Origin of the sequence: Streptacidiphilus sp. MAP5-3, from assembly GCF_041262505.1 — a bacterium.
GTDB lineage: Bacteria > Actinomycetota > Actinomycetes > Streptomycetales > Streptomycetaceae > Streptacidiphilus.
The window spans coordinates 28,893-53,596 of record NZ_JBGCCL010000002.1; the positions used below are offsets into that span (position 1 = coordinate 28,893).

Annotated in this window: 19 protein-coding genes; 11 read left to right on the forward strand and 8 right to left on the reverse strand. The window is 70.4% G+C overall.

Features of this window, described 5'->3' with window-relative positions; genetic code table 11:
• Positions 1–8: 8 nt before the first annotated feature.
• From ABH928_RS03825 to ABH928_RS03840, 4 genes are all read right to left on the reverse strand, one after another.
• A complete protein-coding gene (locus tag ABH928_RS03825; protein ID WP_370061978.1) occupies positions 9–1,175 on the reverse strand; it encodes a nitric oxide synthase oxygenase in 1,167 nt (388 codons plus the stop codon).
• 226 nt (positions 1,176–1,401) lie between these two features.
• Positions 1,402–2,907 carry a phytoene desaturase family protein gene (locus tag ABH928_RS03830; protein ID WP_370061980.1) on the reverse strand — a complete coding sequence of 502 codons (1,506 nt, stop codon included), beginning with the start codon at positions 2,905–2,907 and terminating at the stop codon, positions 1,402–1,404.
• Positions 2,904–3,131: a DUF3556 domain-containing protein gene (locus tag ABH928_RS03835; protein ID WP_370061982.1), complete on the reverse strand. Its 228-nt coding sequence runs from the start codon at positions 3,129–3,131 to the stop codon at positions 2,904–2,906. Before ABH928_RS03835 ends, ABH928_RS03830 begins: the two co-directional genes overlap by 4 nt.
• Before the next feature lie 4 nt (positions 3,132–3,135).
• Positions 3,136–3,618, reverse strand: coding sequence for a DUF4254 domain-containing protein (locus ABH928_RS03840; RefSeq protein ID WP_370061984.1), 483 nt, complete (start codon positions 3,616–3,618; stop codon positions 3,136–3,138).
• A 150-nt stretch (positions 3,619–3,768) separates the two neighbouring features.
• On the opposite strand from ABH928_RS03840, the gene ABH928_RS03845 reads away from it, so the two are divergent.
• The 5 genes from ABH928_RS03845 to ABH928_RS03865 all read left to right on the forward strand — a co-directional run bounded on the left by ABH928_RS03845 (position 3,769) and on the right by ABH928_RS03865 (position 8,653).
• A complete protein-coding gene (locus ABH928_RS03845) occupies positions 3,769–4,779 on the forward strand; it encodes an ATP-binding cassette domain-containing protein (RefSeq protein ID WP_370061986.1) in 1,011 nt (336 codons plus the stop codon).
• Positions 4,779–5,576 (forward strand): ABC transporter permease, encoded by a 798-nt coding sequence (locus ABH928_RS03850; RefSeq protein ID WP_370061988.1) that lies wholly within the window; start codon positions 4,779–4,781, stop codon positions 5,574–5,576. The genes ABH928_RS03845 and ABH928_RS03850 overlap by 1 nt, the downstream gene beginning before the upstream one ends.
• Positions 5,569–6,384, forward strand: coding sequence for an ABC transporter permease (locus ABH928_RS03855; protein ID WP_370061990.1), 816 nt, complete (start codon positions 5,569–5,571; stop codon positions 6,382–6,384). The genes ABH928_RS03850 and ABH928_RS03855 overlap by 8 nt, the downstream gene beginning before the upstream one ends.
• A gap of 174 nt (positions 6,385–6,558) precedes the next feature.
• Positions 6,559–7,557 carry a glycosyltransferase family 9 protein gene (locus ABH928_RS03860; RefSeq protein WP_370061992.1) on the forward strand — a complete coding sequence of 333 codons (999 nt, stop codon included), beginning with the start codon at positions 6,559–6,561 and terminating at the stop codon, positions 7,555–7,557.
• Positions 7,558–7,570: 13 nt separating this feature from the next.
• The gene (locus ABH928_RS03865; RefSeq protein WP_370061994.1) at positions 7,571–8,653 is read left to right on the forward strand and encodes an inositol-3-phosphate synthase; all 1,083 of its coding nucleotides are present in this window, start codon (positions 7,571–7,573) and stop codon (positions 8,651–8,653) included.
• 161 nt (positions 8,654–8,814) lie between these two features.
• Here ABH928_RS03865 and ABH928_RS03870 read toward each other — a convergent pair whose 3' ends face one another.
• The 3 genes from ABH928_RS03870 to ABH928_RS03880 all read right to left on the reverse strand — a co-directional run bounded on the left by ABH928_RS03870 (position 8,815) and on the right by ABH928_RS03880 (position 15,424).
• Positions 8,815–9,585 carry a DUF3472 domain-containing protein gene (locus tag ABH928_RS03870; RefSeq protein ID WP_370061996.1) on the reverse strand — a complete coding sequence of 257 codons (771 nt, stop codon included), beginning with the start codon at positions 9,583–9,585 and terminating at the stop codon, positions 8,815–8,817.
• 86 nt (positions 9,586–9,671) lie between these two features.
• On the reverse strand, positions 9,672–12,542 hold the full coding sequence (locus ABH928_RS03875; protein ID WP_370061998.1) for a discoidin domain-containing protein: 2,871 nt from the start codon (positions 12,540–12,542) through the stop codon (positions 9,672–9,674).
• Between the two features lie 122 nt (positions 12,543–12,664).
• Positions 12,665–15,424: a TIM-barrel domain-containing protein gene (locus tag ABH928_RS03880; protein WP_370062000.1), complete on the reverse strand. Its 2,760-nt coding sequence runs from the start codon at positions 15,422–15,424 to the stop codon at positions 12,665–12,667.
• Between the two features lie 247 nt (positions 15,425–15,671).
• Here ABH928_RS03880 and ABH928_RS03885 point away from each other — a divergent pair, with 247 nt between their 5' ends.
• A complete protein-coding gene (locus tag ABH928_RS03885; protein ID WP_370062002.1) occupies positions 15,672–16,643 on the forward strand; it encodes an aldo/keto reductase in 972 nt (323 codons plus the stop codon).
• A gap of 102 nt (positions 16,644–16,745) precedes the next feature.
• Here ABH928_RS03885 and ABH928_RS03890 read toward each other — a convergent pair whose 3' ends face one another.
• Positions 16,746–17,660 carry an SMP-30/gluconolactonase/LRE family protein gene (locus tag ABH928_RS03890; RefSeq protein WP_370062004.1) on the reverse strand — a complete coding sequence of 305 codons (915 nt, stop codon included), beginning with the start codon at positions 17,658–17,660 and terminating at the stop codon, positions 16,746–16,748.
• Between the two features lie 235 nt (positions 17,661–17,895).
• On the opposite strand from ABH928_RS03890, the gene ABH928_RS03895 reads away from it, so the two are divergent.
• The 5 genes from ABH928_RS03895 to ABH928_RS03915 are packed head-to-tail and all read left to right on the forward strand — an operon-like array spanning position 17,896 to position 24,694.
• Positions 17,896–19,266 (forward strand): MFS transporter, encoded by a 1,371-nt coding sequence (locus tag ABH928_RS03895; protein ID WP_370062006.1) that lies wholly within the window; start codon positions 17,896–17,898, stop codon positions 19,264–19,266.
• Positions 19,267–19,315: 49 nt separating this feature from the next.
• Positions 19,316–20,587 (forward strand): ROK family transcriptional regulator, encoded by a 1,272-nt coding sequence (locus tag ABH928_RS03900; RefSeq protein ID WP_370062008.1) that lies wholly within the window; start codon positions 19,316–19,318, stop codon positions 20,585–20,587.
• Positions 20,584–21,681 (forward strand): enolase C-terminal domain-like protein, encoded by a 1,098-nt coding sequence (locus ABH928_RS03905; RefSeq protein WP_370062010.1) that lies wholly within the window; start codon positions 20,584–20,586, stop codon positions 21,679–21,681. The genes ABH928_RS03900 and ABH928_RS03905 overlap by 4 nt, the downstream gene beginning before the upstream one ends.
• Positions 21,678–22,496, forward strand: coding sequence for an SDR family NAD(P)-dependent oxidoreductase (locus ABH928_RS03910; protein WP_370062012.1), 819 nt, complete (start codon positions 21,678–21,680; stop codon positions 22,494–22,496). The genes ABH928_RS03905 and ABH928_RS03910 overlap by 4 nt, the downstream gene beginning before the upstream one ends.
• Before the next feature lie 38 nt (positions 22,497–22,534).
• Positions 22,535–24,694 carry a hypothetical protein gene (locus tag ABH928_RS03915; protein ID WP_370062014.1) on the forward strand — a complete coding sequence of 720 codons (2,160 nt, stop codon included), beginning with the start codon at positions 22,535–22,537 and terminating at the stop codon, positions 24,692–24,694.
• The last annotated feature ends 10 nt before the right edge of the window (positions 24,695–24,704 follow it).

Genomic DNA, 24,704 nt, shown 5'->3' on the forward strand with positions numbered 1-24,704 from the left:
CCGCGCGCTCACCCCTGAGTGTCGCCGCAGTGCCAGGGAGTCGGGCTGGGGGAGAAGTTGGGGCGCACCCGGGTCGGCTCGTAGCGGCGCTGCCACACCGGGGTGGTCGAGCCGCTGGTGGCGGGCACGATCGCGGACCAGTCGGCCGGACAGGTGCGGCCGCTCTTGTGCTCGCGTTCCTCGTGCCGCACGAACTGCTTGGTGGCGAAGTGGTGGTCGATGATCGACACTCCGGCGCGGTCGTAGGAGTGCAGGACGGCCGCGGTCAGCTCCAGCAGCGCCCGATCGCGCCACAGGGTGCGGTCGCGGCCGGTGTCCAGGCCCATCCCCTGGGCGACCAAGGGCAGTTTGTCGTAGCGGTTGGTGTCGGAGAGGTTGCGGGCGCCGATCTCGGTGCAGGTGTACCAGGCGCTGAACGGCGCCAGCGTGTAGTGCAGACCGCCGAGTTCCAGTACCTGGTTGGAGATCGTCGGGAAGGCGTGCCAGCGCAGGCCCAGCCGCTCGAACCACGGATAGTCGGGGTGACTGATGCGCACCTCGGGAACCGCGTCCGAGGGCAGGTCGAACCACCGCGGCTCGTGTCCCGGCCGTTGGACGACCAGCGGCAGCACGTCGTACTCGGTGCCCTTCCCGCGCCAGCCCAGTCGCAGCACCGCCTCGGTGAGCTCGGTCGTCTCGGGGTCTCCGACCACGGAGCCGTCGTGCTGCCGGTAGCCGGCGTAGCGGATGAGCTGGCCGTTCCAGACCCGGGGCCCGGGCCGGTCGGGGCTGCTGGGAGCGAAGACGCTCAACAGCAGCCGGACCTTGCCGCCGTTCCAGGCCAAACGCAGATGCTCCATCAGAGCCTCGAACAGCGCGGCCTCATCGGCGCCACCGGCGCCGACCCCGCGACAGTCCCTGGTCTCCAGCGCCTTCCAGTAGAACTTGCCGACGCACTGCGGGTTGTTCCTCCAGGCGATCCGTGCGCCGAGCGCGAGCTCCTCCGCGCTCTGCCGATAGGTACCCGTGGTCGCCACCTCGTCCTTGATCTCCCGGATGCGCTGCTCCGCGGCACCGGGCGACAGGTGGTCCTCGGCCGCGAGCTGCCGCACCAGCTGCTCGGCCTCGACGGCCGTCGGCTCGGGCGGCGGACCGGCGAGCGTGGACGGTGATGTGCACAGAGGTACAGGCGTCATGACGAACCCCCAGGTCGACGGCCGATAGCGGGCAACCGGTTAACTTGCCCGAAACATGCCAACGTTTGGACGTTACGCGTTGAAGCCATGGGATGCACGCAGAATCCGCGCGCTTGACGCAACCCATATGCGCCCTTGTCGATTTGCCTCCAACGGTGCAGGGCAGGCGCCCCTGCGCCGGACCGTGTGTGGGACAGGAAAAGATCCGCGGCTTGCTGGAACGTCACTACCAGAAGGCCCTCTTGGCAGCCTCGAAGACACCGCGCCCGCGCGGGTGAGTTGTCGGCACCACCGGGTCCTGGCCCTTCCCGCCGCCGTGGAAGCCGAGGTGGCGCAGGGCGGAGGCTGCTGCGCCGGCGCCGCACATGCCGTGGGCGCCGGGGCCGGGCGGGGTGGCGGCCGAGCAGAGGAAGACGCCGGGGATGCCGGTGGCGTACGGGTCGAGTGCCGGGCGGGGGCCGAGTAGGAGCCGTAGGGGTGTCTTGGCGCCGGTGAGGATGTCGCCGCCGGCGAAGTTGGGGTTGGCGGACGCGAAATCGGCGGGCCGGGTGACGCGCATGCCAAGAATCCGGTCCCGTACGCCCGGGGCGAACCGCTCCAACTGCCCGAGCACCGCCTCGGTGGCGTCCCCGTCGTACCCGTGCGGGACGTGGGCGTACGTCCACACCGGGTGGACCTCTCCGACTGACCGCGAGCGGTCTGCGAGGTACTGCTGGCCGACGAGGACGAAGGGGCGCTCGGGCATCCGTCCGGCGGCCACCTCGCGTTCCGCGTGGGCGACTTCGGCGAGCGTGCCGCCCAGGTGCACGGTGCCGGCCCGGCCGGCTTGCCGGTTCGTCCAGGGCACGCCGCCCTCGACCGCCAGGTCGACCTTGTAGGCGCCAGGGCCACGGCGGAACCGCCGGTAGGCGGCCCGGACCCGCGCCGGAAGCCGGTCTCCGTAGAGGGCTGCGACCTGACCGGGGTCGAGATCCAGGAGGGTCACGTCAGCGGGCGGGATCTGTGTGTGGTCGGTCACCCGCACGCCGGTGTGGATCACGCCGCCGTGGGCGCGCAGCACGTGCTCCAGGCTGCGGGCGATGGCACCGGATCCGCCTTCGGCGACGGCCCAGCCGGCGGCGTGGCCGGCGGTGAGGATGCCGAGCCCGATCGCCGAACTGAGCGGGTCGGACAGTGGGCGGAACGCGTGGGCCGCGACGCCGGCCCACAGGGCCTGCGCCTGCGGGGTCCGGAAGAGGCGCGCCAGGGCCTCGGCCGGTGCGAGGGTCGGCAGCCCGAAGCGGGCGAGCAGCAGCGGGTGGCGGGGGATGCGCAGCAGTGGGCCCATGACGTCTGCGGCGAGGGCGTCCCAGTGGCGCACGGACGGTTCGAGCAGCGCTCGGTAGCGGCTGCCGTCGGTGCCGAGGCCGCGCGCGGTCGCGGCGACGGAGCGCAGCAGGACGCCGGCCGTGCCGTCGTCCAGCGGATGGACGCAGTCGACCTCGGGCAGTAGCCAGCGCAGGCCGTGGCGTTCGAGGTCCAGTGCGCGCAGCGCGGGTGAGGTGACGGCCATGGGGTGGATGGCCGAGCAGTGGTCGTGCAGCAGGCCGGGCAGGATAGCTTCGCCGCTGCGGGTTCCGCCGCCGGTCTCCGCGGCGGCTTCGAGCAGGGTGACCCGCAATCCGGCTTTGGCCAACAGGGCCGCGGCGGCGAGCCCGTTGGGCCCGCCGCCGATCACGACCGCGGTCGTCATGAGGTCGCGTCCAGGGGGCTCGTCGCGTTCCCGGCGCCGCCGCCGGACGGCGTGGGGCCGGGTTGGAGGAGGTGCACGGTGTGCACGTCGTAGCCAGGGTAGTCGGGGCCGTCGGCGGGCCAGGGCTGCCGTGCCAGCATGTCGCGCACGGTCACCTGGCCGCGCTCCAGCAGCCCGAGTGCTGCGTCGTGGACCTGGTAGTCCTGGGTCTGCCGGGGGATCACGCGCTCACTCGCCGTAGGATTTCATCGTCCGCCAAGCCGGTAAGCGGCGTGCGCCCGCGATCACCTCGGCCACCAACTGGTCGTAAGCATCAGCGAGTTCGCCCAGCTGCCGACGCGCCGCTACGGCCCGTGCCGCCTGCCCGGCCAGACCACTCAGTTTGTCCGCCCTGACCCGTGCGATGCAGATGCGATCGACCACCGATCCCAGCGTCTCGGTGTGCAGTGCCGCAGCGGGCTCCTGGGGTACGTGATCACCAACCCAGGCGTCGATCACATCGATGAAGTGACTGCGCTCGAGGTTCATCCGGTCGATCGTCCGTTTGATCCCGGCGAGCTTTGTGTCGTCGGTGGCGCACAACCTGGACTCGTCCTCCGCCGTCCATTGCTCCTCATGGTGGTGGAACAGGCGGCGAGCGGTCTGCGTGATCACATTGTCCCCGTCGGGAGAAGCCGCCGGATTCCGGTCGTGTGCGTCGAACTGGATCAACAGAGCTCGCGACGAGGGTATCGGCCTGAATTGACCGGTCGACGTCCCATCTGTTCGTCCTTCCACAGTCCCCCCGAGCGCTCCGGTATTACGTGCGTTCTCTGATCGTCTTGCTGGCAACAGTCTTGCTACCGGATGGCACGATGTGCCATGGTCGGGCACGTGCCGATAATTCGGGTCGAGAGGTTGGTTAAGGAGTTCTCTCGAACAACCCGCGTGCCAGGCCGATTCGGGGCGGTGCGCACCCTGTTCAGCCGGGAGCGCACGGTGACCCGGGCCGTTGACGAGATCGACTTCACGATCGAGCCCGGTGAACTGGTCGGGTACCTGGGGCCTAACGGCGCCGGCAAATCCACCACCATCAAAATGCTCACCGGCATCCTGGTACCGACCTCGGGTGTGGTGGAGGTCGGCGGCGTCGTGCCGTGGCGAGAGCGGGAGCGCAACGCCCGGCAGATCGGTGTGGTGTTCGGGCAACGCACCGGACTGTGGTGGGACCTGCCGCTGATCGACTCGTTGCGCCTGATCGGCACCATCTATGAGGTACCCGAACGCCGGTACCGGCAGAACCTGGAACGCTTCTCCGAGTTACTCGGCCTGGACGAGTTCGTGGACACGCCGGTGCGGCAGTTGTCGCTCGGTCAGCGGATGCGCGGCGACCTCGTCGCGGCCATGCTGTACGAGCCGCGGATCCTGTACCTGGACGAACCGACCATCGGCCTGGACGTGGTCGCCAAGAAACGGATCCGAGAGTTCGTCGCCGACCTGAACCGCACCGCCGGCACCACGGTCATCCTGACCACGCACGACCTCGATGACGTGGAATTGCTGTGCAACCGGATCGTGCTCATCGACCACGGCCGGTTGCTCTACGACGGGGACGTGGCACATCTGAAGTCCCGTCACGCGCCCTACCGGGACCTGGTCGTTCAGCTCGCCGACGGCGCCGGGCCCGGCGCCGCACACCGGATGCAGGTACCGGGCGCGGAGCAGATCGCCACCACCGACGGTTCGGTGACGCTGAGGTTCGACCCGGACAAGCTCCCCGCGACCGAGCTGATCACCAGGGTGTTGGCGCAGCACCGGGTGACCGACCTGTCCATCGTGGAGCCCGATCTGGAGGGTGTGGTGGCGCGCATCTATGCGGATCGGAGCGCCTGATGGCCTCGCCGGCCGGCTACCGAGGGCTGGCGCGGATGCAGGCACGCACCGTGTTGGCCTACCGGGCTGACTACCTGAACCAGCTGATCGGGCTGCTGACCCAGATATTCGTGCTGCGCGTGGTGTGGTCCACCGTGTACGGACATCACACCGAGGTCGCCGGTGCGCCGCTGTCGCTGATGCTGGCCTACGTGACGCTGGCCAACGTGCAGTCATGGCTGTTCAACCCGTGGCAGTTCTCGCTGATCCCGGACCGGGTGCGAGACGGTCTGGTCGCGACCGACCTGGCCCGCCCGGTCGGCTTCCTCGGTCAGATCATCGCCAGGCAGATCGGGCGCACGGGCGCGATGCTGCCGTTCGCCGTGCTGGCGCTGCCGTTCGCGGTGCTGCTGGCCGGCATGGCGCCGCCGGCCTCAACCGCCGGTGCCGTCGGCTACCTTGTCGGCCTGGTGCTGGCGTACGGGATCACGACCTTACTGTCGTTGTTGTTGGGCCTGTCCACATTCTGGTCAACGGAGATCGGCGGAATCTTCCTCATCTACCGGATGGTGTCCCAGTTCCTGTCCGGCGCGTTGGTGCCGCTGTGGTTCATGCCCGGCACGCTGCGGCTTGTCAGTCAGGTCCTGCCGTTCCAAGCCGTGACCTACACGCCGACCGCGATCTACCTGGGCACGCTGACCGGCACCGGGGCGTTGTCCGGCGTCGCGCTGGAGGCCGGTTGGGTGGTGGTGCTGTGGCTGGCGACCCGGTTGGTCTGGTCCCGGGCCATACGTCGGGTGGTGGTGCAGGGTGGGTAGTGGCGTGCCGCGCGGGCTGCGTATCTGGGCCGTGCTGGCCCGCGCCGGGCTGCGCACCACCTTGCAGTACCGGGCCAACTTCGTCCTCGGCGTGCTCGGCGGGCTGGCGTTGCAGGGCATGGGACTGGCCTTCATCGGAACCGTCATGTCCCGGTTCGCCACCATCGGCGGCTGGACGCTGCCGGAGATCGTGCTGTTGTACGGGATGCGCCTGACCTCGCACGCGCTGTGGACGATACCCTGCTCGCCCCTGATGTACATGGACCGGCTGGTGCAGCGGGCCGAATTCGACTGCTTCCTCACCCGCCCGGTCAACCCGCTGGTGCAGGTCATCACGACCCGGCCGTCCATCACCACGGTTGCGGACCTGGTCGGCGGCGTGGCGACGCTGACCGCCGGGTTGGTCCTGGCGCCGGTGCGCTGGTCGCCGCTGCTGGTCCTGCTGCTGCCGTTCGCGCTCGCGGGCGGCGCCCTGGTGGAGCTGTCGTTCCAACTCGCCAGCTCCGCGCTGGCGTTCCGGATGTTGTCCACGCTCTCGCTGAAGCTCGCCGTTGACAACGCGTTCAACACCATCGGGAACTACCCGATCAAGATCTTCGGCCCGGTCGCCCGGTGGGGCATGACGTGTGCCTTCCCGCTCGCGTTCGCCAGCTACTTCCCGACCACCGTGCTGCTGGACCGCACCGGTGAACTGTGGATACCGCCTTGGCTTGCGGTGGCCGCGCCTGCCGTCGGCCTGCTGCTGTTCCTGGCGGCCTACCGGTTCTGGTTCGGTCAGCTCCGGCACTACACCTCCGGCGGCGGTTGAGCGGGCGGGGCAGGTGCCCGCGTCGGACACCCGTGATCACCTCAACTCTCCGAAGGAGCAGGACGGACCGTGCAAGACGACATAGATCTGCGGGATCCCTGGCAGCTCGACGGAACCGGAATCCACCGGGCCGGCCGATTCCTCGTCACTCGTGAGCGCGCGCCGATCGGGCGGATGCTCGAATACCGGCGCGCGTGCGGTGAAGCGCCGCCGGCGTGCCACGGCGACCTGTCCGTCTCGCAGGGGTGGCGCGTCAACCTGAAGCAGAAGTGGCTCGGGGACATGCTCCTCGGACTCGGCGCGGTCCGGGCACTGTTGGATGTCGACGCCGACCGGTCGTGCGAGGTTCGTTACTTCGGTCCGCGTCCCGAGCTCATCGAGCGGTGCTCTCTTCCGGTCGTACCGACGTTCCGGGAGGGCGCACACGTCTTTGAACGGCAGGGGGCGAACCCGGTAGAGGTCGCCCCCAGGCCCGAGGGCAGTCAAGCCCTTCTCGACCTGCGCGACGACGGCCTCGTGGAGGTGCACACGGCCATGCCGATGCGCTACTACCTCGACATGGAAGGGCGTCTGGCCCGTCGGCTCCCGTGCGACGCTGATCCGTTGCCCCGCTTCATGGCACCGAGCGCCCAGCGCGACGACGGACACGTCGTATTCGTGATGACCTCGAGCATGCCCGAGCGGAAGGACTACGGGATCGCGCAGTATGCGTCGGTGGCGCGGCTCCTCCTCGACCGCATCGGTCCGGCCCTGCATTTCACCGTGGTCACCGCTCCGGACGTTCAGCTCCCAGGCGGCGACCTCGACGGACTGCCGATCGAGTTGCGAGGCGGTCTCGACGCCGTGGACTGCGTCGATCTGTTCGCGTCCGCCCGAATCGTGATCGGAAACGACACCGGCTTGACGCACCTGGCGGCGCTCTCGACTGCGGGGGACGGCCGTGGCCCGGATGTCGTCAGCATCTACGGTCGCCACTCGTACGCGAAGTGGTCCACCGGATCACCGAGGCATCACGCGATCACCACGTGGTTCTCCCGGATGCTCGCCGCGTGCGATCGTGATGCGGATCGTGATCGACTCACTGACCCGATCTGGGCGGACGCGTCGGCCATTACGGCGATCTCGCCGACCACGGTGGCCAACTTCGTGATGCACCTCCTGGCGGCTGAATGAACTGCGTGGAGTCTTGCGCGGCCCGCACCGCTCAGATCTACTGATGTACCGTCAAATTGCCTTCGGGGGAAGGAATGTACGCATGCCAAACATCGGCATAGTCGGCGTCGGGAACTGCAGCTCCGCCCTGGTTCAGGCGTTGCACGGCGTGTCGGCCGGCACAATCGCTCACACCGATCTGGTTCCCGGCCTCGAATCCGTTCCGGTGCGCGACATTCATGTCACCGCTGCGTTCGACGTCGACGCGAGAAAGATCGGACTGCCGCTGGAGAAGGCGATCTTCGTCGAGCCGAACTGCACGACCTGCTACGTCGAGGTGCCCGTCAAGTCGACCACTGTCAGCGCCGGCCCGCTGGCGGACGGGGTCACGGGCCCGCTGGCCGACATCGTCCAGGTCCACGACCTGGCCCGCCGGGTGACGGTGAAGGACGTCGTGGCCGAGCTGCGGGAGTGCGCCGTCGAGATTCTCGTCATCTATCTCCCCACCGGCGCGCAGGGCGCGGCGGAGCTCTACGCGGAGGCCGCGGCGGAGGCGGGCTGCTCCCTGGTCAACTGCACGCCGGCCACGCTGGGCCGGTCCAGCTCCTGGCAGGAGCGGTTCCGAGGCCGGAGCGCGATCCTGCTGGGCGACGACATGAAGAGCCATATCGGATCGACCACGGTCCACCAGGCGCTACTGGGTGTGCTGCGCCGGCAGGGCGTCACGGTGAATTCCACTTACCAGCTGAACATCGGCGGGAACACGGACTTTCTCAACCTCCGGGACACCGGCCGTTCCGCGGCGAAGCGCCTGACGAAATCCACCGCGCTGCGCGAGTTGGTCTCGTCGGAAACCGCGATGTCGCTGGGTCCGAGCGACCACATCGCACAGCTCGGGGACCGCAAGGTCGGCTACATCAGAATCGAGGGATCCGGTTACCTCGGCATGCCGTTCTCCATGGAGGTCCGCCTGGAGGTCGAGGACAGCCCGAACTCCGCAGCGATCGCCATCGACGCGGTGCGAGTGGCCGCGAGCGCTCGGTCGGGCTCCGGAGTCGACCTCGACGCGGCGCTTCCGCTGCTGTTCAAGGCCCCTGGGGCACGTGGTCGGCGATGACCTTCGTTGTCGCTCTGCCATTGCCGAAGCGCAGTCATCGCCACTGACTGGGGCCGTCGGCCGGTGCTTTCGCGTCGGCTCTCCGCTGCGATGGCCCGTGTTGCGGCAGCCGGTCTCCGCCCGTCGCGCGGATCGGCTTCCGGCTGCCGCCCGTCCGGCCGCTACTGCCCGGTCATGGTGATGCCGCCGCTGCCGTCGAGTGTGTAGCTGCCCTCGGTCGCGCAGGTGCCGTAGGTGCCTCCGCTGGTGATGGTGCCGGTGCCCTGGCCGCTGTTGGTGAACGGCCGCCAGAAGTGCGCCTGGCCGTAGGGGATGGCGCTGCAGGAGGAGACGGAGTCGTAGTACTCCTGGAAGCCGACGCCGGAGGACTGGAAGTTGCCGCCGCCGGAGACGGTCCAGCTGCCGATGGTGGTCCACACATCCGTCGAGTCGTCGACGACGTAGCCGGTGTACGTGTTCGTGCCGGTGACGGTCGCTTCGAGCTCGTACTCGTGGCCGACGGTGTAGGGGTAGCTGATCAGGCAACTGGTGCCGCTGCCGCCGTCGGCGCCGGAGTGGCAGTTCGGGCTGGTGGAGGAGGTGCCGCTGCCGAAGATGCTGAACAGGGCCGCTCCGCCGCCGGTTCGGGGCTGGAGGCCGACGTAGCCGCCCTGGTTGTTCTTCAGGTAGAACTGCTGGGCCCAGTAGTAGCCGGCGGCGTCGGGCTGGCTGTTCACGGTGATCGGGAAGGCCAGCTTGGTCAGGCCGCCCGCGGGCGCCCCGGTGAAGGACCAGTTGTCGGAGACCATGCCGCCGGGGGTGACGGCCGCTGACGCGGGACCCGCGTCCGCGAAGGCGAACGCCGCTGCCGCTGCGCAGGCCAGCAGGGCGAGTCGGGCCCGGCGTCCGGTGTTCTGACGGAGTGTCGGTGACGGTCGGTTCGGACGGTGCATGTGGGGGTCTCCCATCGCAATGGGGTGAGGCGACGATCGGGATCGGGATCGGAGTGGGGTGGGGGTCGGAAGGGCGCGGGGCGGGTTCAGGTTCCGTAGACCTGGAACTCCCAGAGCGAGTAGCCGTAGCCGGTCGCGCGCTGTGTTCCGTACATGCGGATGTAGCGCCCGCTTCCGGTCAGGCCGGTGAGATCCTGGTTGCCCCCGCTGCCGCTGGTGGTGGTGTAGATGGTGGTCCAGTTCGTGCCGTCGTCGGAGGTCTGGATGGTGAACGCCGATGCGTAGGCGTCCTCCCAGTCCAGCTTGACCTCGTTGATGCTGTGGACGGCCCCGAGGTCGACCTGCAGCCACTGCGGATCGCTGAAGTCGCTGGCCCACCGGGTCGTCGGGTTGCCGTCGGTGGCGAGGTCCGGGGTGTCGGTGGTGCCGGGCTGGACCGACGACGCGGTGGTGGGCCGCCCGAGAGCGAGGTCGACTCCCGCGACGTTCCAGGTGAACGTGGTGCTCTGGTCGGCTCCGCGGGCGTCGGTCACGGTGACCGTGACGACGGATGAGCCGTTCGTGTGCGGCGTCCCGCTGATCACTCCGGTCGCCGGATCGATCGCGAGGCCGGCCGGCAGGCCGGTCGCGGTGTAGGTCAGCGTCTGACCCCGGGCCGAGTCGGAGGCGGTGATCCGCAGCGGGGGGACGGCGGCGTTCTGCGGGGTCGTCCGGTTGCCCGGGGAGACGACCGTGACGGTGTCGGCGGGGGAGCCGCCGGTACGCGTGAAGCTGATCAGCTGGGCGTCGACCGGTCGGGTGTCCTCGGCGCTGCCGGGGTTGTTCCACGAACGCTGGGGAGCGGTGGCCGCCTCGTGGCCGGTCTGGTCGGTGAGGCTGAGTGCGAGGCCGCTGTAGCGGCTGACCAGCCGGTAGCCGCCGGAGGCCCGGCCGGACGCGTCGGTGACGGTCTGGATCGACCACTGCTGGCGGGCGTCTGTCGCCGTGCTGGGTGCCTGCTCGGTCACGCCCGAGTCCCAGGCTCGGCCCGCGTTGCCGCCGTTGACGCCGAGTGCGCGGCCGGTGGCGGTGTCCACGATGGTGTAGAAGCCGTCGCCGGTCGGGCGGAAGGTCCAGTCCAGGGCGGATCCGGTGCCGGACGTGCTCGTGCTGGTGACGCGTCCGCCGTCGCGCGCCAGGCTCTGGCCGTCGTCCGCGGTGATGCGGTAGGTCAGGCCCGCCACCACCGGGGCGGCCGGGAGTTGGGCGGTCGAGGCGGGGTCGACGGTGATGTCGCTGTACTCACTTGTGTAGGTGGAGCAGTAGTAGGCGCAGTAGGAGCGGAAGGTCCGGCCGACGACCGTGGACTGGGTGAGGCTCGCCGGGTCCAGCATCCATCGGTACCAGGCGGCGTTGGGGTCCCCGGGCAGCAGACCCATGTCGGTCCACTTCTCGGTGGCCAGGTTGTCCGTCTCGTAGAAGTGCAGCGGCGTGAGGGTGCCGTCGGCCTGCGCGACGTTGTTCTGCGGGGTGCCGATGTACTTGCCGAGGTAGGCGTCCCAGGCGACGTTCATGACGGCGAGTTGGGAGTTGTCGGGCATGCTGCCCGCGGCGACCTGGTTCGCCACGGTCCCGGTGGCGGAGGGCTGGTAGGCGTTCGCGCCGGAGACGTAGCCAGAGCCCGAGCCGTCGGCGGGGATGATGTCGCTCTCCTTTCCGCCCGTGCCCGGCTGCGACCAGGAGCCGTCGTACCACTTGCGCCACGAGGAGCCGGCCATCTTGTCGGCTATGGGCGCGCGGGCGACGTGCTGCAGCCAGACCGTGCCGCCGCCCGACTTGTCCAGCACCCGGGTCGCGTAGAAGACGTAGAAGTACCCGGAGGCGTAGTCGACGAAGAGGCGCTGGTCGCCGTCGCCGTAGTAGTAACTCGCTCCCGGGAACTGCGTGGTGTCGTCGCGCGCGGTGCTGTAGGGGGAGGTGATCGCGTGTCCCTCGATGGCCCAGGTGTGGCCCTGGTCGTGGGAGACGGCGTAGTCGACGGCGTCGTAGTGGAGTCCGTCGCCGAAGGGGTTGGGGGTGAACTCGTTGTGCACCAGCCCGTACCAGTCGCCCGAGTCGGGGTCGACCCAGACTCCGAGGAGGTCGCAGTAGTTGCGCTCGGCGTAGCCGGACGGGGCGGGTGCGGGGGTGGCGCTCACGCCGGTCGGGCTGTTGTTGCAGCGCCAGGTGGTGTCGGCGTTGCTGTCTTTGGGGTTCTTCGGGTTCACCGCGTTGCTGATGGCGGCGGTCTTGGCGGTGTCGAAGTTCGACCCCGTGGAGAAGTCCCACTGCCGACTGTCCGTCGGACCGTACAGCGAGTGCGAGGACTGGTAGTAGAACTGGCCGTTGCTGTCCGTGTAGACGTCAGCAGGCGTGTCGTCCGGGTTGTCGAAGTTCACCGCCTGACCGGAGGACAGCACGTACGGGGCCGGGCGGGCGCCGGGGGCGGTCCACTCCTGGTCCGCCTGCGCGGGGTCGCAGGAAGCGAGGCCGACACCCGCGCCGTTCGCCACGGTTCCCTGCACCGCGAGGCACTTGCCCGAGGGGGAGCTGTAGATGGTTCCGTCCGGGAGGTGGGCGAAGTGCTGTCCCGGTGTCCCGGCGTCGCAGGAAGCGAGCTCCACCGGCGTGCCGGTGGCCGCCGAACCGCCGCTTGTCCGGAGGCACTTGCCGAGAACGCTGACCGTCCCGTCGCCGTTCCAGGTCCACGCCTGCTCCGCCGAGCCGTTGCAGCTCTGCAACTGGACGGCAGTGCTGTTCCCCGTCGCGGTGGCGTCCAGGCATCTGCCGCCGATCGTGACCGGCGCCCCGCTGGACGGTGACCGGGTGCCGGCGGCCACGGCCGGGCCGCCCTGCAGCCCGAGAACGACGCAGGCGCCGGACAGGCCCAGGACGGCCGCGGATCGAAACCACTGACGAGTGACTCTGCTTGCTCTCATCTGATGCCCTTCACTGATGGCTCACGACTACCCGTGCAATTAGTTCTAGTAGGATTCAAATTAATTGATGTCCCGTCAACCCCCCTGCGTGGATCGTCTCCGCACCTCCCTGCCGAAGTGCCTCAGGCGATCACGACGTCGGTGCCGGTGGTGGTGTCGGTTGTGGGCAGGTGGACGGTGAGTGTGCGGCTGGTCGGGTCGTACGTCCAGGTGGTCAGGGGCAGACCGGCGGCGGTGACCGTGGTGGGTCGGGTGCTGTCGGAGATCCGCAGGGTGTAGCTGCGGTGGGTCACCACGCCGGGGTAACTGCCGTGGCGTGGGGCGATGGTGACGGTGGTCGCGGATCCCTCCGCGCGCGTGGTGATCTCGGTGGTGGCGGACTGGCCGTGTTGGTAGCCGTGTCCCTGTCCGGCGTCCTCGTAGAGGCTGAACGAGCCGTCGCCGCCCGCCGCGATGCTGAGCGTCACCTGGTCGAGGGGCTTCTGCGCGTTGTCGTCGACGTAGTCGGTCCGCTGCGGCATGACCGCTCCGGCCTTGAGGAAGACCGGCATGGTGTCCAGGCCCGTGGTGACGTTCTGTGTGGTGCCGCCGGCGTAGGTCTGGCCGGTGAAGTAGTCGGTCCAGGACGAGCCGGGCGGGAACCAGACGGTCGTGGTGGCGTGGCCGGTGCTGTCGTCGGGTGTGGTCACGGGCGCGACGAGCACGTCGTCGCCGTACAGGTACTGGTCCGGGTGCTGGTAGGCGTCCGGCTCGCCCGGGTAGTCGAGGTACATCGCCCGCACCATGGGAAGGCCGGTCTGCACGGACTGCTCGGCGAGCGAGTAGGTATAGGGGACGAGCGCCTCCCGCAGCCGCAGGAACTTCTCCGCCGAGGCCTGGGCCGCGGGCCCGTAGTTCCACGGCAGTCGGTCACCGTGGTTGGAGTGCAGGCGGAGCACGGGCTGGAACGCTCCGAGCTGGACCCAGCGCGCGTACAGGTCGTCCGGGTCGTGCTGGGTGTAGAAGCTGCCGATGTCGTCGGAGACGTACGGCTGGCCGATGGCCGCGCCTTCGTCAGCGGTGAACTCGGCCTCGAACGCGAGCATGTCCCACGTCGCGCCGGTGTCGCCGGTGAACTGCAGTGTGTAGCGGTGGTCGGCCCACGGGCCGCTCGGCAGCGCCACCGACCCCGAGTACCCCGACGCCGTGTACGAGCTGCCGAGCCTGGAGAAGGCGTAGCCGCGCTGGCCACGCGCGTTGCCGTCAGCGGTGTACTGGTCGTTGATCCAGGAGTCCGGGGTGATGCCGGGCATCGAGGCCGTGCTGCTGTCGCAGCACCAGTCCAGCCACCACTCGTCCACGCCCTGCTTCTCGAACGGCTGGTGCAGGGCGAAGTACGCCTTGAGCTGGTCCGGGTCGGACCAGTCGAAGGTGCAGGTGCCGTCCGAGCACTGGAGCTTGTTCTTGGCGATCGCCTGCGCCTCGGCGTACTGCGGGTCGGCCGTGCTGATGCTGGGGTGGACGTTCATCGCCACCGTCAGCCCTTGGCCGTGGGCCCAGTCGAGGAAGGACTGGGGGTCGGAGAACAGGGCCGTGTTCCAGTTCCAGCCGTCCCACTGGTTCGGCGCTTTCCAGTCGGTGTCCACGACGAGGTTGTCGATCGGCGTCTGGTTGGCCCGGAACTGAGGAAGCAGCGTCGTTTCGTAGTCGGAGGTGGTGTAGGGGTAGTAGCGGGAGTACCACACGCCGAACGCCGACTCGGGAAGCATCACGTCCGGGCCGGTGACCGCGCGCAGGTCGCGCAGCGCCTGCTGGTAGTCGAGGCCGTATCCGAAGAAGTAGCCGTCCTGGTACGGCTTGCCGCCGTGGGACGGGCGCGGGGAGACGGTGTTGTGCGCGGGGTCGAAGAGCGCCGTGGTCGAGTCGTCGAGCAGGTACCACCCGTTGGTGGACAGCACCCCCGGGGACAGCGGAGCGGGACCGTACTGGCCGTCGAGCCCGCGGCGGTAGCCGCCGAGCACCGGAGAGGGCTGGACCGGACCGGGCTTCGGATACGGCGCGCCGGGCTGGGTGACCGCGAGGCTGTCGATGTTCACCTCGCCGGAGTCGTCCGCCGCTTCGGCGACGGTGACGGTGTTGTTCCCCTTGGCCAGGTGCAGCGTCACCTGCGCGGTCGCCCAGCTGTCCCAACTGCTGGTCACCGGAAGGCTGAAGCGCGCCTGCGTCGTCCCGCCGACCTGGGCCGACAGGGTGCGGGTGGTCGTCTTCCCGTCGTTGCCGGTGCTGTTCGCGTAGCGGATGGTCAGGGTGTAGTCGCCTGCGGACGGCAGGCCGGTGATCTGGTAGGTGTCGGAGGCTCCGGCACCCTCGTAGCCGTCGATGAATCCGGTCCCGGTATAGCCGGTGTGATCGTTCGCCTCCGCGGCGCCGCCGGCCAGTTGACCGTTCTCCGCCTCGCACAGCGCGCCGATCGCGCAAGCGGGCATCACCTGCCCGAACTGCGGATGTGCGACGACCTTCTTCGCTCCGTCCATGAGCTGGACGGAGGTGTTGGCCGGCGTGAAGGGGCCGCTGCCCTCCTTGTACGCGAGCGTCTCCTGCGCCGTGGCGATGTACCGGTAGCCGCCCGTGGTCCAGGTCCGGAACGGCGGCGTGCGGAGGTCGCGGTTGACGACGTTGAAGGTGTCGGCGTCCTGGAACTTCCCGTCCCCTGCGTACTCCAGGCGTATCAGCGTCGGTGTCAGCACTTCGAACCGCGCATCACCGTCCACCACCGCGTCCGTGCGGTGGGACGCCGCGACAGCGGGCGTGGACGTACCGCCGAGGAGGGCGGACGCGATCAGGGTGGTGGCAAGCGGCGCGGCGAGGCTGAGCACGCGCCTTCGGCGTAGGGGTACGGACATCCGGTGCTCCTGATCTGCTCTTCGGGAGGCGGCGACCACCGTCGGCGTCGGTGACGACTACGGTCTAATTAGTTCAAGTAGCATTCAAACTAATTGAGGCAGCGTCAATCCCCTTGCACGAACTTTCTCTTCGCCCTGCTGTCGAGCCGCGCTCGCAGGGTCCGGTCGGTCGGCGTGGACAGCGGGTAGCGTGCACCTGAGCCGGGTCGGCTTGTTCGGTGCCGACCTCGTACGAGAGAGGACGACCATGCGCTACAACCGACTTGGGACCACCGGCTTGGAGGTCTCGTCGATCTGCGTCGGCTGCATGAGCTTCGGCGAGGCGAACCGCGGCAACCACGCGTGGACCCTTGCGGAGGAACCCAGCCGGGGGATCATCCGCGCCGCTCTGGACGCCGGGATCAACTTCTTCGACACGGCCAACGTCTACTCGGACGGCTCCAGTGAGGAGATCGTCGGGCGGGCCCTTACGGACTTCGTCCCGCGCGAGGAGGTCGTGATCGCCACCAAGGTGCACGGCCGGATGCGCCCCGGCCCGAACGGCGCCGGGCTGTCACGGCGCGCGATCCTCGCTGAGATCGACAACAGCCTGCGCAGGCTCGGGACGGACTACGTCGACCTCTACCAGATCCACCGGTGGGACTACCGCACGCCCATCGAGGAGACCATGGAGGCGCTGCACGATGTGGTGAAGGCGGGGAAAGCCCGCTACGTCGGGGCCTCCTCCATGTACGCCTGGCAGTTCGCCAAGGCCCAGTTCACCGCCGAGCGGAACGGCTGGACGCGGTTCGTCTCCATGCAGAACCACTACAACCTGCTCTACCGGGAGGAGGAGCGAGAGATGCTGCCGCTCTGCGCGGACCAGGGCGTGGGCTCGATCCCGTGGAGCCCGCTGGCCCGGGGGCGGCTGACCCGCTCCTGGGACGCCTCGACCGCGCGCTCCGAGACCGACGAGTTCGGCAAGAGCCTGTACCTGGAGAGCGACCGGACGATCGTCGAGCGGGTCCACGAGGTTGCGGGCAAGCGCGGGGTCTCCGCGGCACAGGTCGCACTGGCCTGGGTCCTGCGCAATCCCGTGGTCTCCGCGCCGATCGTCGGGGCGACCAAGCTGACGCACCTTCAGGATGCCATCGCTGCGGTGGACTTGGAGCTGGACGACGCTGAGGCGGACTTCCTGGAGGAAGCCTACGCCCCACACGCCACGGCGGGCTTCGCGTAAGCCTCCGGCGGTGCCCTGTGCGGCTCGGATGTCTTTCGCTCCCTGTTGCTGCATGGGTCGTTCCTGCATGGGTTGTTCCTGTACGGGTCGTTCCTGTACGGGTCATCCGGCGTAGGGGTGCGGGGGGACGCCCACGATGCCCGGCTCGCAGGCGAACAGCGAGCCGGCCATCGGCTGGTCGCCCAACTCGGCTTCGCTCAGGCCTCGGCTGGCGGTGGTGATGTAGAGGGTGCGCAGGTCCGCGCCGCCGAAGGCGCAGCTGGTGACCTTGGCGGCGGGGACCGCGACGATCGCGTCGAGTGTCCCGTCGGGCAGGTAGCGGTGGACGGCGTGGCCACCGAAGAGCGCGACCCAGACGCCGCCCTCGGCGTCGACCGTCAGCCCGTCCGGAACGCGGTCGGTGAACCGTGCCAGGGTGCCGGTGCGGTGCAGACCGGGGCCGGTGCAGTCGAAAACGGCGACCTCGCGGGTGGGTGAGTCGGCGTAGTAGGCCACGGTCCCGTCCGGCGACCAGTCAAGTCCGTTGGAGATGCTGACACCTGTGAGCACGGTCGTCACGTGCGCGGCGCCGCCCGCGCCTTCGATGCGGTGCAAGGCACTGGTGCCGGACTCGCCCGTGGTGGACATGCTGCCGATCCAGAAGCGGCCCTGGGCATCGCAACGGCCATCGTTGAGGCGGTGGTCGGCTGAGGGCAGAGCGAACCGGGCGAGGGGTTCCGGCTCGGTGGCACCGGTGGCACTGGTGTCGCCGGTGTCGCCCGCGTCGGAGCGGAAGGCGGCGACGGTGTCGCCGAGCGCCAACAACAGTCCGCCGTGGGCGCGCAGGGCGACGGCGCTGAGCGGAGCGGGGAACGCGGCGCGAAGCGTGTCGCGCCCGCTCTGCGGGTGGTAGCGGTGCAGCTCCCCACGGGGGATGTCGGTCCACCACAGGACACCCTCTCGGGCGTCCCACAGCGGGCTCTCGCCCACCACGGCGCGGGTTTCGAGGACGGCGCGGGCCTGATGGACTGCGGTCACGGGGGCTCCTGGGGAGGGTGTCGGGATGCCGGGGGTGCGGGCACGGTACCGGTGACCGGGCCTGCGACGCCCGTTTCCTGCGGCGGCCTTGCGGGGGCTTTGCGGCTGTGTTGCGCCCCGTGAAACCTGGCCCCGAAACGGTTCTGACGCGTCGCCAGTCTTGTTCCGCGCCGTCCACGGCCTCTAACTTTCGGGGTGAAACTAAGCACCTCCACTCCGCCTGCCTGGAGCCGTCATGTCCTCCGCCGCCGTTCCCACCTCCCGGGTCTCCGCCCGGACCGTGCGTAGACTCGCGCCGCCGCTGGTCGCCTTCGGCGAGTTCGTCGACGGCTACGACCTGCTGGTGATGAGCACCGCTCTGATCTTCCTGAGCCCGGCCTTCGGCCTGACGCCCGTCGACAAGGGGGTGCTCGGCGCGGCCAGCTTCGTCGGCGCGGCCCTCGGCGCACTCGTCTTCGGTGATCTGACGGACCGTTTCGGCCGCCGCGCCATCTTCGTGATCAATCTCCTGCTCTTCGTGGTCTTCGCCCTGGCCTCGGCTTTCGTCACCAACGTGCCGGAGCTGGTCGCCGCGCGCTTCCTGATCGGCGTCGGCGTCGGCATGGACATCCCGACCAGCTCGTCCTTCCTCGCCGAGGTCGCGCCCGCGCGGCGGCGCGGACGGCTCGCGGGTTCGCTGCCGAACGCGATGTGGCTGCTCGGTGCGATCACCTCGGCGCTCGTCGCCATCGCGCTGAAGGGGAACCCGGACGCCTGGCGCTGGCTCTTCGGTCTGGCGGCCATACCCGCCCTGCTGGTGCTGGCCGGTCGGCAGTTGCTCCCCGAGTCGCCGCGCTGGCTTCAGGCCCAGGGCCGGCACGTTGAGGCGGACGCCGTCTTCGCCCGACTCGGCCTGGAGCGCCCCGCCCGTCCCGACTCCGCCGCTGGGCTGCGCGGCTACCGAGGTCTGTTCGGCGCCAAGTACCGCACCCGCACGCTCGCCTTCGCGCTGTTCTTCGCGGCGAACGGCCTCGGCGGCGGGGTCAGCACCATCGCCGGTCCGCTCTTCCTGACCGCCGCGGGCCTGGACGCGAGTCAGGCCATGCAGTTCACGCTCTACGGCTTCCTGGTCGGTCTCGGCGCGGTCGGGCTCGGTGCGTTCCTGGTCGACCGGGTCGACCGCCGCTGGTTCGGCGTGGCCACCGCGCTGGCCGCCCTCGCCGTGACCCAGGTCCTCGCCTGGGGAGGCACCGGAAACCGGACCGTGGTCTTCGTGAGCTGGCTCGCCTTCACCTTCTTCACCTGGATCGGGCCGGGCACGCTGGCATGGATCTGGTCCGCGGAGCTCTTCCCGACCGCGTTGCGCGGGGTCGGCACCGGCTTCACCCAGGCGGCGGGCAGGCTCGCCATCGCCGTCACCGCGGGCTTCGGCCCGACGGTCATCAGCGCCTGGAGCCTGCACGCGGTGGCGCTGTTCTCGCTCGCCTACCTCGTCTGCGCTGCCGTGCTGCTGGCCTTCCCCTTCTTCGCCACGACCGGAACGGGCTTGGAGCAGGCGGCCGACGAGGCGGAGGCGGCGGGGGCCGCCGCCCAGGCCGCAGCGGCCCGGGCGACCCTGGGATCCTGACGACCCTGAGAGTCCGCGACCACGACCCGAGAACGGCAGGGAAGAAACCATGATCGAGCGGTCCGGGACGGCCGATCCCACCTCGTGGACCTCCACGGTGGCACAGCCCGCAGACGTCGGCCGCCGCAACGTCGCCGCGATCATGCGGACGGTGCTGGCGCACGGTCCCCAGCCGCGTGCCAGGATCGCCGAGCTCACCGGCCTTTCCGCCGGGACCGTCACCAGGCTGACCGCCCGACTGACCTCGGCCGGGCTGCTGCACGAACTGCCCGGCGTGCGCGGCCCGGAGGAGACCGGGCGACCCCGCATCCCGCTGGACCTCCCCCCGGCGCGCAGTGCCGTCGTCGGCATCCACATCGGTCTGCTGCGTACCACGGTGGGGCTGGTGGATCCGCGCGGCGTCGTGCTCGGCCAGGCGGCGCACCCTCACCACTCCTTCCAGCCGGGCGAGTTGGTCACCCAGGCGGCCGACGCCGTGGCCGAGCTGGTCGAGGAGCTGGGCCGGGGCCGCCGGATACTCGGTGTCGGCGTCGGCATCGGCGGCTGGGTGGACACCGAACACGGCATCGTCGTCGAACACCAGCCGCTCGGCTGGTACGACGTCCCGCTCCGCAGCCTGCTCGCCACCGCCCTGGGCCGGCCGCTGCGCTTGGAGGGGACTGTGCGGGCGATGGCCCTGGCCGAGTCCTGGTACGGCGCGGCGACGAACGCGCGCAGCATGGTGGAGCTGTTCATCGGCAACGTCATCGGCAGCGCTCTGGTGCTGGACCGGAGCATCCACGGCGGTCCGCGCTCGGCGGCCGGAACGCTCACCCACCTGCCGGTGGCAGGCGCGCGCGGAGTGCGCTGCGGCTGCGGCAGGTACGACTGCCTGCACGCCGTCGCCACCGACGAGGCGGTGCTGGCGCTCGCCCGCGCCTCCGGTGCCGCGAGCGAACACGACGCCTTCGAGGACCTGGTGCGTCGCGCCCAGCAGGGAGACCGGGCCGCGGGCACGCTCCTGCGGCGCCGCGCCCGGCACGTCGGCCGGGCCGCCGCCCTCGTGCTCGACCTGGTCAACCCGGAACTGGTGGTCCTGGCCGGAGGACCGCTGCAGACGCCCGAGTACCTGCCGGACGTCCGACGCGAACTGGTGCGGCGCAGCCAGCTCGGAGCCGAGGCGGCAGCGCGGCTCGTCCCCTCAGCTCTGGGCCCGCACGCCCTCGTGCTGTCCAGCGCGGCGCCGTTCCTCGACGCCTACTTCAGCGACCCGCTCGGCTTCGAGCAAGGCTTCGGGCATGGCTTCGAGCAAGGAGCGGAGAAGCTGGTGACGCACGCGTGAGCGGGCCGCTTCGCCTCGAACTGCACCAGACGCGGGTCTCCGCACGCACCACCTGGTGGGTGGCCGCGCTCGCCGACACCGGGGGCCGCACCGGACTTGGCGAGTCCTCGGACGCCGGTCCCGGCGCCCGCCGGGCCTGGGCCCTGGCCGCCGCGCTACTGCGTGCCGGTCTCCCGCCGCAGGAGGTCCTGGCGCGGCTGCGCGCGGACACGTCCACCCCGCCGCTCGCCCGCCACACCGTGCACGGCGCATTGGAACAGGCGCTGACGGACCTGCGCGCCCGTCAGGCGGACGTGCCACTGTGGCAGGCCCTCGGCGCTGCCGCGGCGCGTCCGGTGCACCGCTACGCCAACATCAACCGCGCCCTCCGCACGCGCACCCCCGAGGAGTTCGCCGAGGTCGCCGCCGCAGCCGAGGCGGCCGGCTACCGGGCCGTCAAGTGCGCACCCTTCGACGGACTGCCCCCCGCGCACCGGCTGCGCGAGGGGCTCGCCCGTGCTCGCGCCACCCGGCGCGCGCTGCGTCCCGGGACCGCCCTGATGGTCGACGCGCACCTGCTGCTCGGCGTCGAGGAGGTGCTGGCCGCAGCTCGCGAACTGAGCGCGCTCGACCTGCGCTGGCTGGAGGACGCCGTCCCCCTGGACGACGCGGCCGGACTCGCGGCGGTCCACGCAGCCTGCATCGCTCCGCTGGCGGGCGGCGAGTTCGCCACCGAACCGGCGCAGGTCCGCACCGCCCTGCGCAGCGGGCACCTCGACTGGTTGCTGCCCGACGTCAAGCACAGCGGCGGCTACGCCGCCGCGCGCCGCCTGGCCGAGGAGGCAGCGCAAGCCGGGGTGCGCGTCTCCCTGCACAACCCCGCCGGACCCGTCGGCACCGCCGCCGGCCTGCATCTGGCCGCCGCCCTCGGGCCGGACACCGAGACCGAGTTCGCCTTCGGTGAGACCCCCTGGCGCGACGCGGTCGTGACGTCCGCAGAACCACCCCACGGACCCTGGCTGACACCCCCTCACGGCAGTGGCCTCGGCCTCGGCCTCGTCGCCCGCCACTGGCGAGTGGTGCCGCTGCCCCGACTGGACGGAGCCCTCGGATGACCGCTACGCAGAGCACTGCCCCGTCCGGCAGCACTGCCCCGCCCGACGTCATCGCCAGGCCCCGTGACCTGCACGGGCGGACCGCCGTCGTCACTGGCGGCGCCCGGGGCATCGGTGCGGCGGTCGTCACCGAGCTCCTCGCCCGGGGCGCCGCCGTGGTCGCCGTGGACCTCGCCGAGCCGGACGCGGCGGCCACGCAGACGGCGAACGCGCTTGCGGTCGTGCGGGGCGACGTCACCGACCCCGCCGCGCTCGACGCCGCCTTCGCCGCAGCCCGGCGGCTCGGCGGGGGAGCGGACATCCTCGTCCAGTCCGCCTTCGGCGGTGCTCCCGCGCCTCTGGACGAGCAGCCGGAGGCCGAGTGGGACCGAATGCTGCACGTCGTGCTGACCGCCGCCCGGCGCTTCGACACCGCCTTCGCGCGCCAGACGCGTGAACAGGGCGGAGCGATCGTCCACATCGCGTCGCCACACGCCTTCGGCGCGGTACCCGGTTTCTCCGCCTACGCCGCGGCCAAGGCCGGGCTGCTGGCGCTCACGCGGGCCGCGGCGGTGGAGTTCGGGCCGCGCGGGGTCCGCTGCAACGCCGTCGCGCCCGGCTTCGTCCCGGTCGAGCGCAACCGGCATGTCTGGGACGACCCGGAGACGGCGGCGGCCATGCTGCGCGCCTCACCGCTCGGCCGCTTCGCCGACGTCGCCGAGATCGCCCGCGCCGTGGGCTTCCTCGCCTCACCCGAGTCGTCCTTCGTCAACGGCGCCTGTCTCGCCGTGGACGGCGGCATGACCGCGATGCTTCCCGAAGCGCTGTTGCGCTGAGGGCCGAAAGGAGCACCACCCGCCATGAAGGAGGACCCGTGTTGTCGCCGACCCGCACGCCCCGCCGCAAGCGGAGGCCGTGGGCGCTGCCCGCGCTCGCCGCCGTCATCTCCCTGTTGCCCCTGGCCCCTGCCCTACCTGCCGCAGCCGCATCGGCCGCAGCCACCACCGGAACCGCCTACTACGTCGACTGTTCTGCCACCGTCGACGGCACCGGCACCCAGGCCGCTCCCTTCAACGCCCTGGCCGATGTGGACGCGCTGACGCTCCAGCCGGGCGACTCCGTCCTCCTCGCGCGCGGCACCACCTGCTCCGGCAGCCTCACCCCGCACGGCTCCGGCACCGCCGCCGCTCCGATCCTGATCGACGCCTACGGCAGCGGAGCGCTGCCCGCGATCGACGCCGACGGCGCCGCCCAGGCCGTGCTGCTCGCCGACGAGTCCTACGTCCAGGTCCGCGACCTGTCCCTGTCCGCGCCCGGAGACAACACCACCGCCCGCCGCGGCGTCTACGTCTACGCCGCCGACGCCGGCATCCTGCCCGGGATCGTCCTGCAGGACCTCGACATCCACGACGTGCGCGGCGCCCTGCCCGCGAAGACCACCACCGGCAACGGCACCGGCAAGTACGCAGGTGCCTCGGGCGGCATCGTCGTGGAGGCCCAGGGCAGCACGACGCCCACCGCGTTCGCCGGACTGCAGATCCTCGACAACCGCATCCACACCGTGGACCGCGAAGGCATCTACACCTGGTCCAACTGGTGCCAGAGCTCCCGCCTCGCGGCCTTCTGGAGCACGCTGTGCACGGCGGCCTGGACCCCGTTCACGGACCTCGTCGTAAGCGGCAACCTGCTGTGGGACATCGGCGGCGACGGCATCGCACCCATGACCGGCCAGAACACCCTCGTCGACCACAACACCCTGAGCGGCTTCAACGAACGCTCCGGCTCACCCAACGCCGGTATGTGGACGGCCAACAGCGTCGACGCCACCTTCCAGTACAACGACACCTCCGGCGGGAACAGCACCTCCGACGGCATGGCCTACGACGTGGACCACTCCACCGACGGCGTCGTCTTCCAGTACAACCTCTCCCACGACAACCAGGGCGGCTTCTTCCTGCTCTGCCCCTACAACACCCCGACCAGCGACTTCGTCATCCGCGACAACATCTCCGTCAACGACTCCGCCCGCGGTTTCCAGGTCTGCGACGGCGCCCTGAAGAACGGTCAGATCTACGGCAACACCCTCTACCTCGCCAACGGCATCAGCCAGCAGATCGTCACCGAGTCCACCAGCGCCATCCTGGACGTGAAGTTCACCGACAACGCGGTCGTCCGGCACGGCAGCACCGGAACCGTCGGCTGGACCCTCAACGACCCCGCCTGGGTCATCGACCACAACCTCTTCTACGACGTCCCCGTCCCCTCCGGGGCGACCAACTCCGTCACCGGCGCGCCCCTGTTCAACAGCCGTGAGCTGGCCGACGCCTACGGCTACCAGCTGTCCACCGGGTCGGCCGCACTGTCAGCCGGGGTCCAGGTCGGCGGCAACAGCGGACTCGACTACTTCGGCGACCCGGTGCCGACAAGCGGAGCTCTCGACATCGGCGCCTACCAGGGCGGAGCCGTCTGCACGCCACCCGTCGCGGACACCTTCAACACCGACACGGCCGGGGCGGCGCCCACCGGTTGGACGGTCACCGGCCCCGCTGCGGGTGCCCTCGTCGGCGCCGACCCCGCGGCGGGGGAGTACGGCAGTTCCCTGCTCCTCACCGGCCAGAGCACGGACACCACGGTCACCCGCTCCTTCACCTCCCCGAGCGGCGATCTTCGCGTCGACGCCCGGCTGTGGGCGGGACAGACCGACGCGCCGCTCGGCCTGCACGTCCTCGACGCCAACGGCAACCCTGTCGCCCAGTTCAGCCTCGCCGCCGACGGCAACGCCGCCTACACCGACAACGGCACCTGGACCGACTCCACCTTCGCCTACCCCAGCGGCGTCTGGCTGCTCGTCTCCCTGGTCCTCCACCCCGCCGCGGGCACGTACGACGTCTACGTCGACACCACCGAACTCGCCACCGCCCACCTCACCTCCGGAGCCGGGGCACCGGCCCAGATCCGCCTCCGGGTCCAGGCGGGCAACCTCACACCGGGCTTCGCCGCCGACGACGTGCTCGTCCAGCCGTTGAGCTGCTGAGCCACGCATG

Bases quoted from the DNA above. Each gene is read 5' to 3' on its own strand.
- ABH928_RS03830 (WP_370061980.1), bottom strand. From the start codon at position 2,907: ATGACGACCGCGGTCGTGATCGGCGGCGGGCCCAACGGGCTCGCCGCC.
- ABH928_RS03825 (WP_370061978.1), bottom strand. From the start codon at position 1,175: ATGACGCCTGTACCTCTGTGCACATCACCGTCCACGCTCGCCGGTCCG.
- ABH928_RS03895 (WP_370062006.1), top strand. From the start codon at position 17,896: ATGTCCTCCGCCGCCGTTCCCACCTCCCGGGTCTCCGCCCGGACCGTG.
- ABH928_RS03860 (WP_370061992.1), top strand. From the start codon at position 6,559: ATGCTCGAATACCGGCGCGCGTGCGGTGAAGCGCCGCCGGCGTGCCAC.
- ABH928_RS03875 (WP_370061998.1), bottom strand. From the start codon at position 12,542: ATGAGAGCAAGCAGAGTCACTCGTCAGTGGTTTCGATCCGCGGCCGTC.
- ABH928_RS03845 (WP_370061986.1), top strand. From the start codon at position 3,769: ATGGTCGGGCACGTGCCGATAATTCGGGTCGAGAGGTTGGTTAAGGAG.
- ABH928_RS03880 (WP_370062000.1), bottom strand. From the start codon at position 15,424: ATGTCCGTACCCCTACGCCGAAGGCGCGTGCTCAGCCTCGCCGCGCCG.
- ABH928_RS03870 (WP_370061996.1), bottom strand. From the start codon at position 9,585: ATGCACCGTCCGAACCGACCGTCACCGACACTCCGTCAGAACACCGGA.
- ABH928_RS03910 (WP_370062012.1), top strand. From the start codon at position 21,678: ATGACCGCTACGCAGAGCACTGCCCCGTCCGGCAGCACTGCCCCGCCC.
- ABH928_RS03850 (WP_370061988.1), top strand. From the start codon at position 4,779: ATGGCCTCGCCGGCCGGCTACCGAGGGCTGGCGCGGATGCAGGCACGC.
- ABH928_RS03885 (WP_370062002.1), top strand. From the start codon at position 15,672: ATGCGCTACAACCGACTTGGGACCACCGGCTTGGAGGTCTCGTCGATC.
- ABH928_RS03900 (WP_370062008.1), top strand. From the start codon at position 19,316: ATGATCGAGCGGTCCGGGACGGCCGATCCCACCTCGTGGACCTCCACG.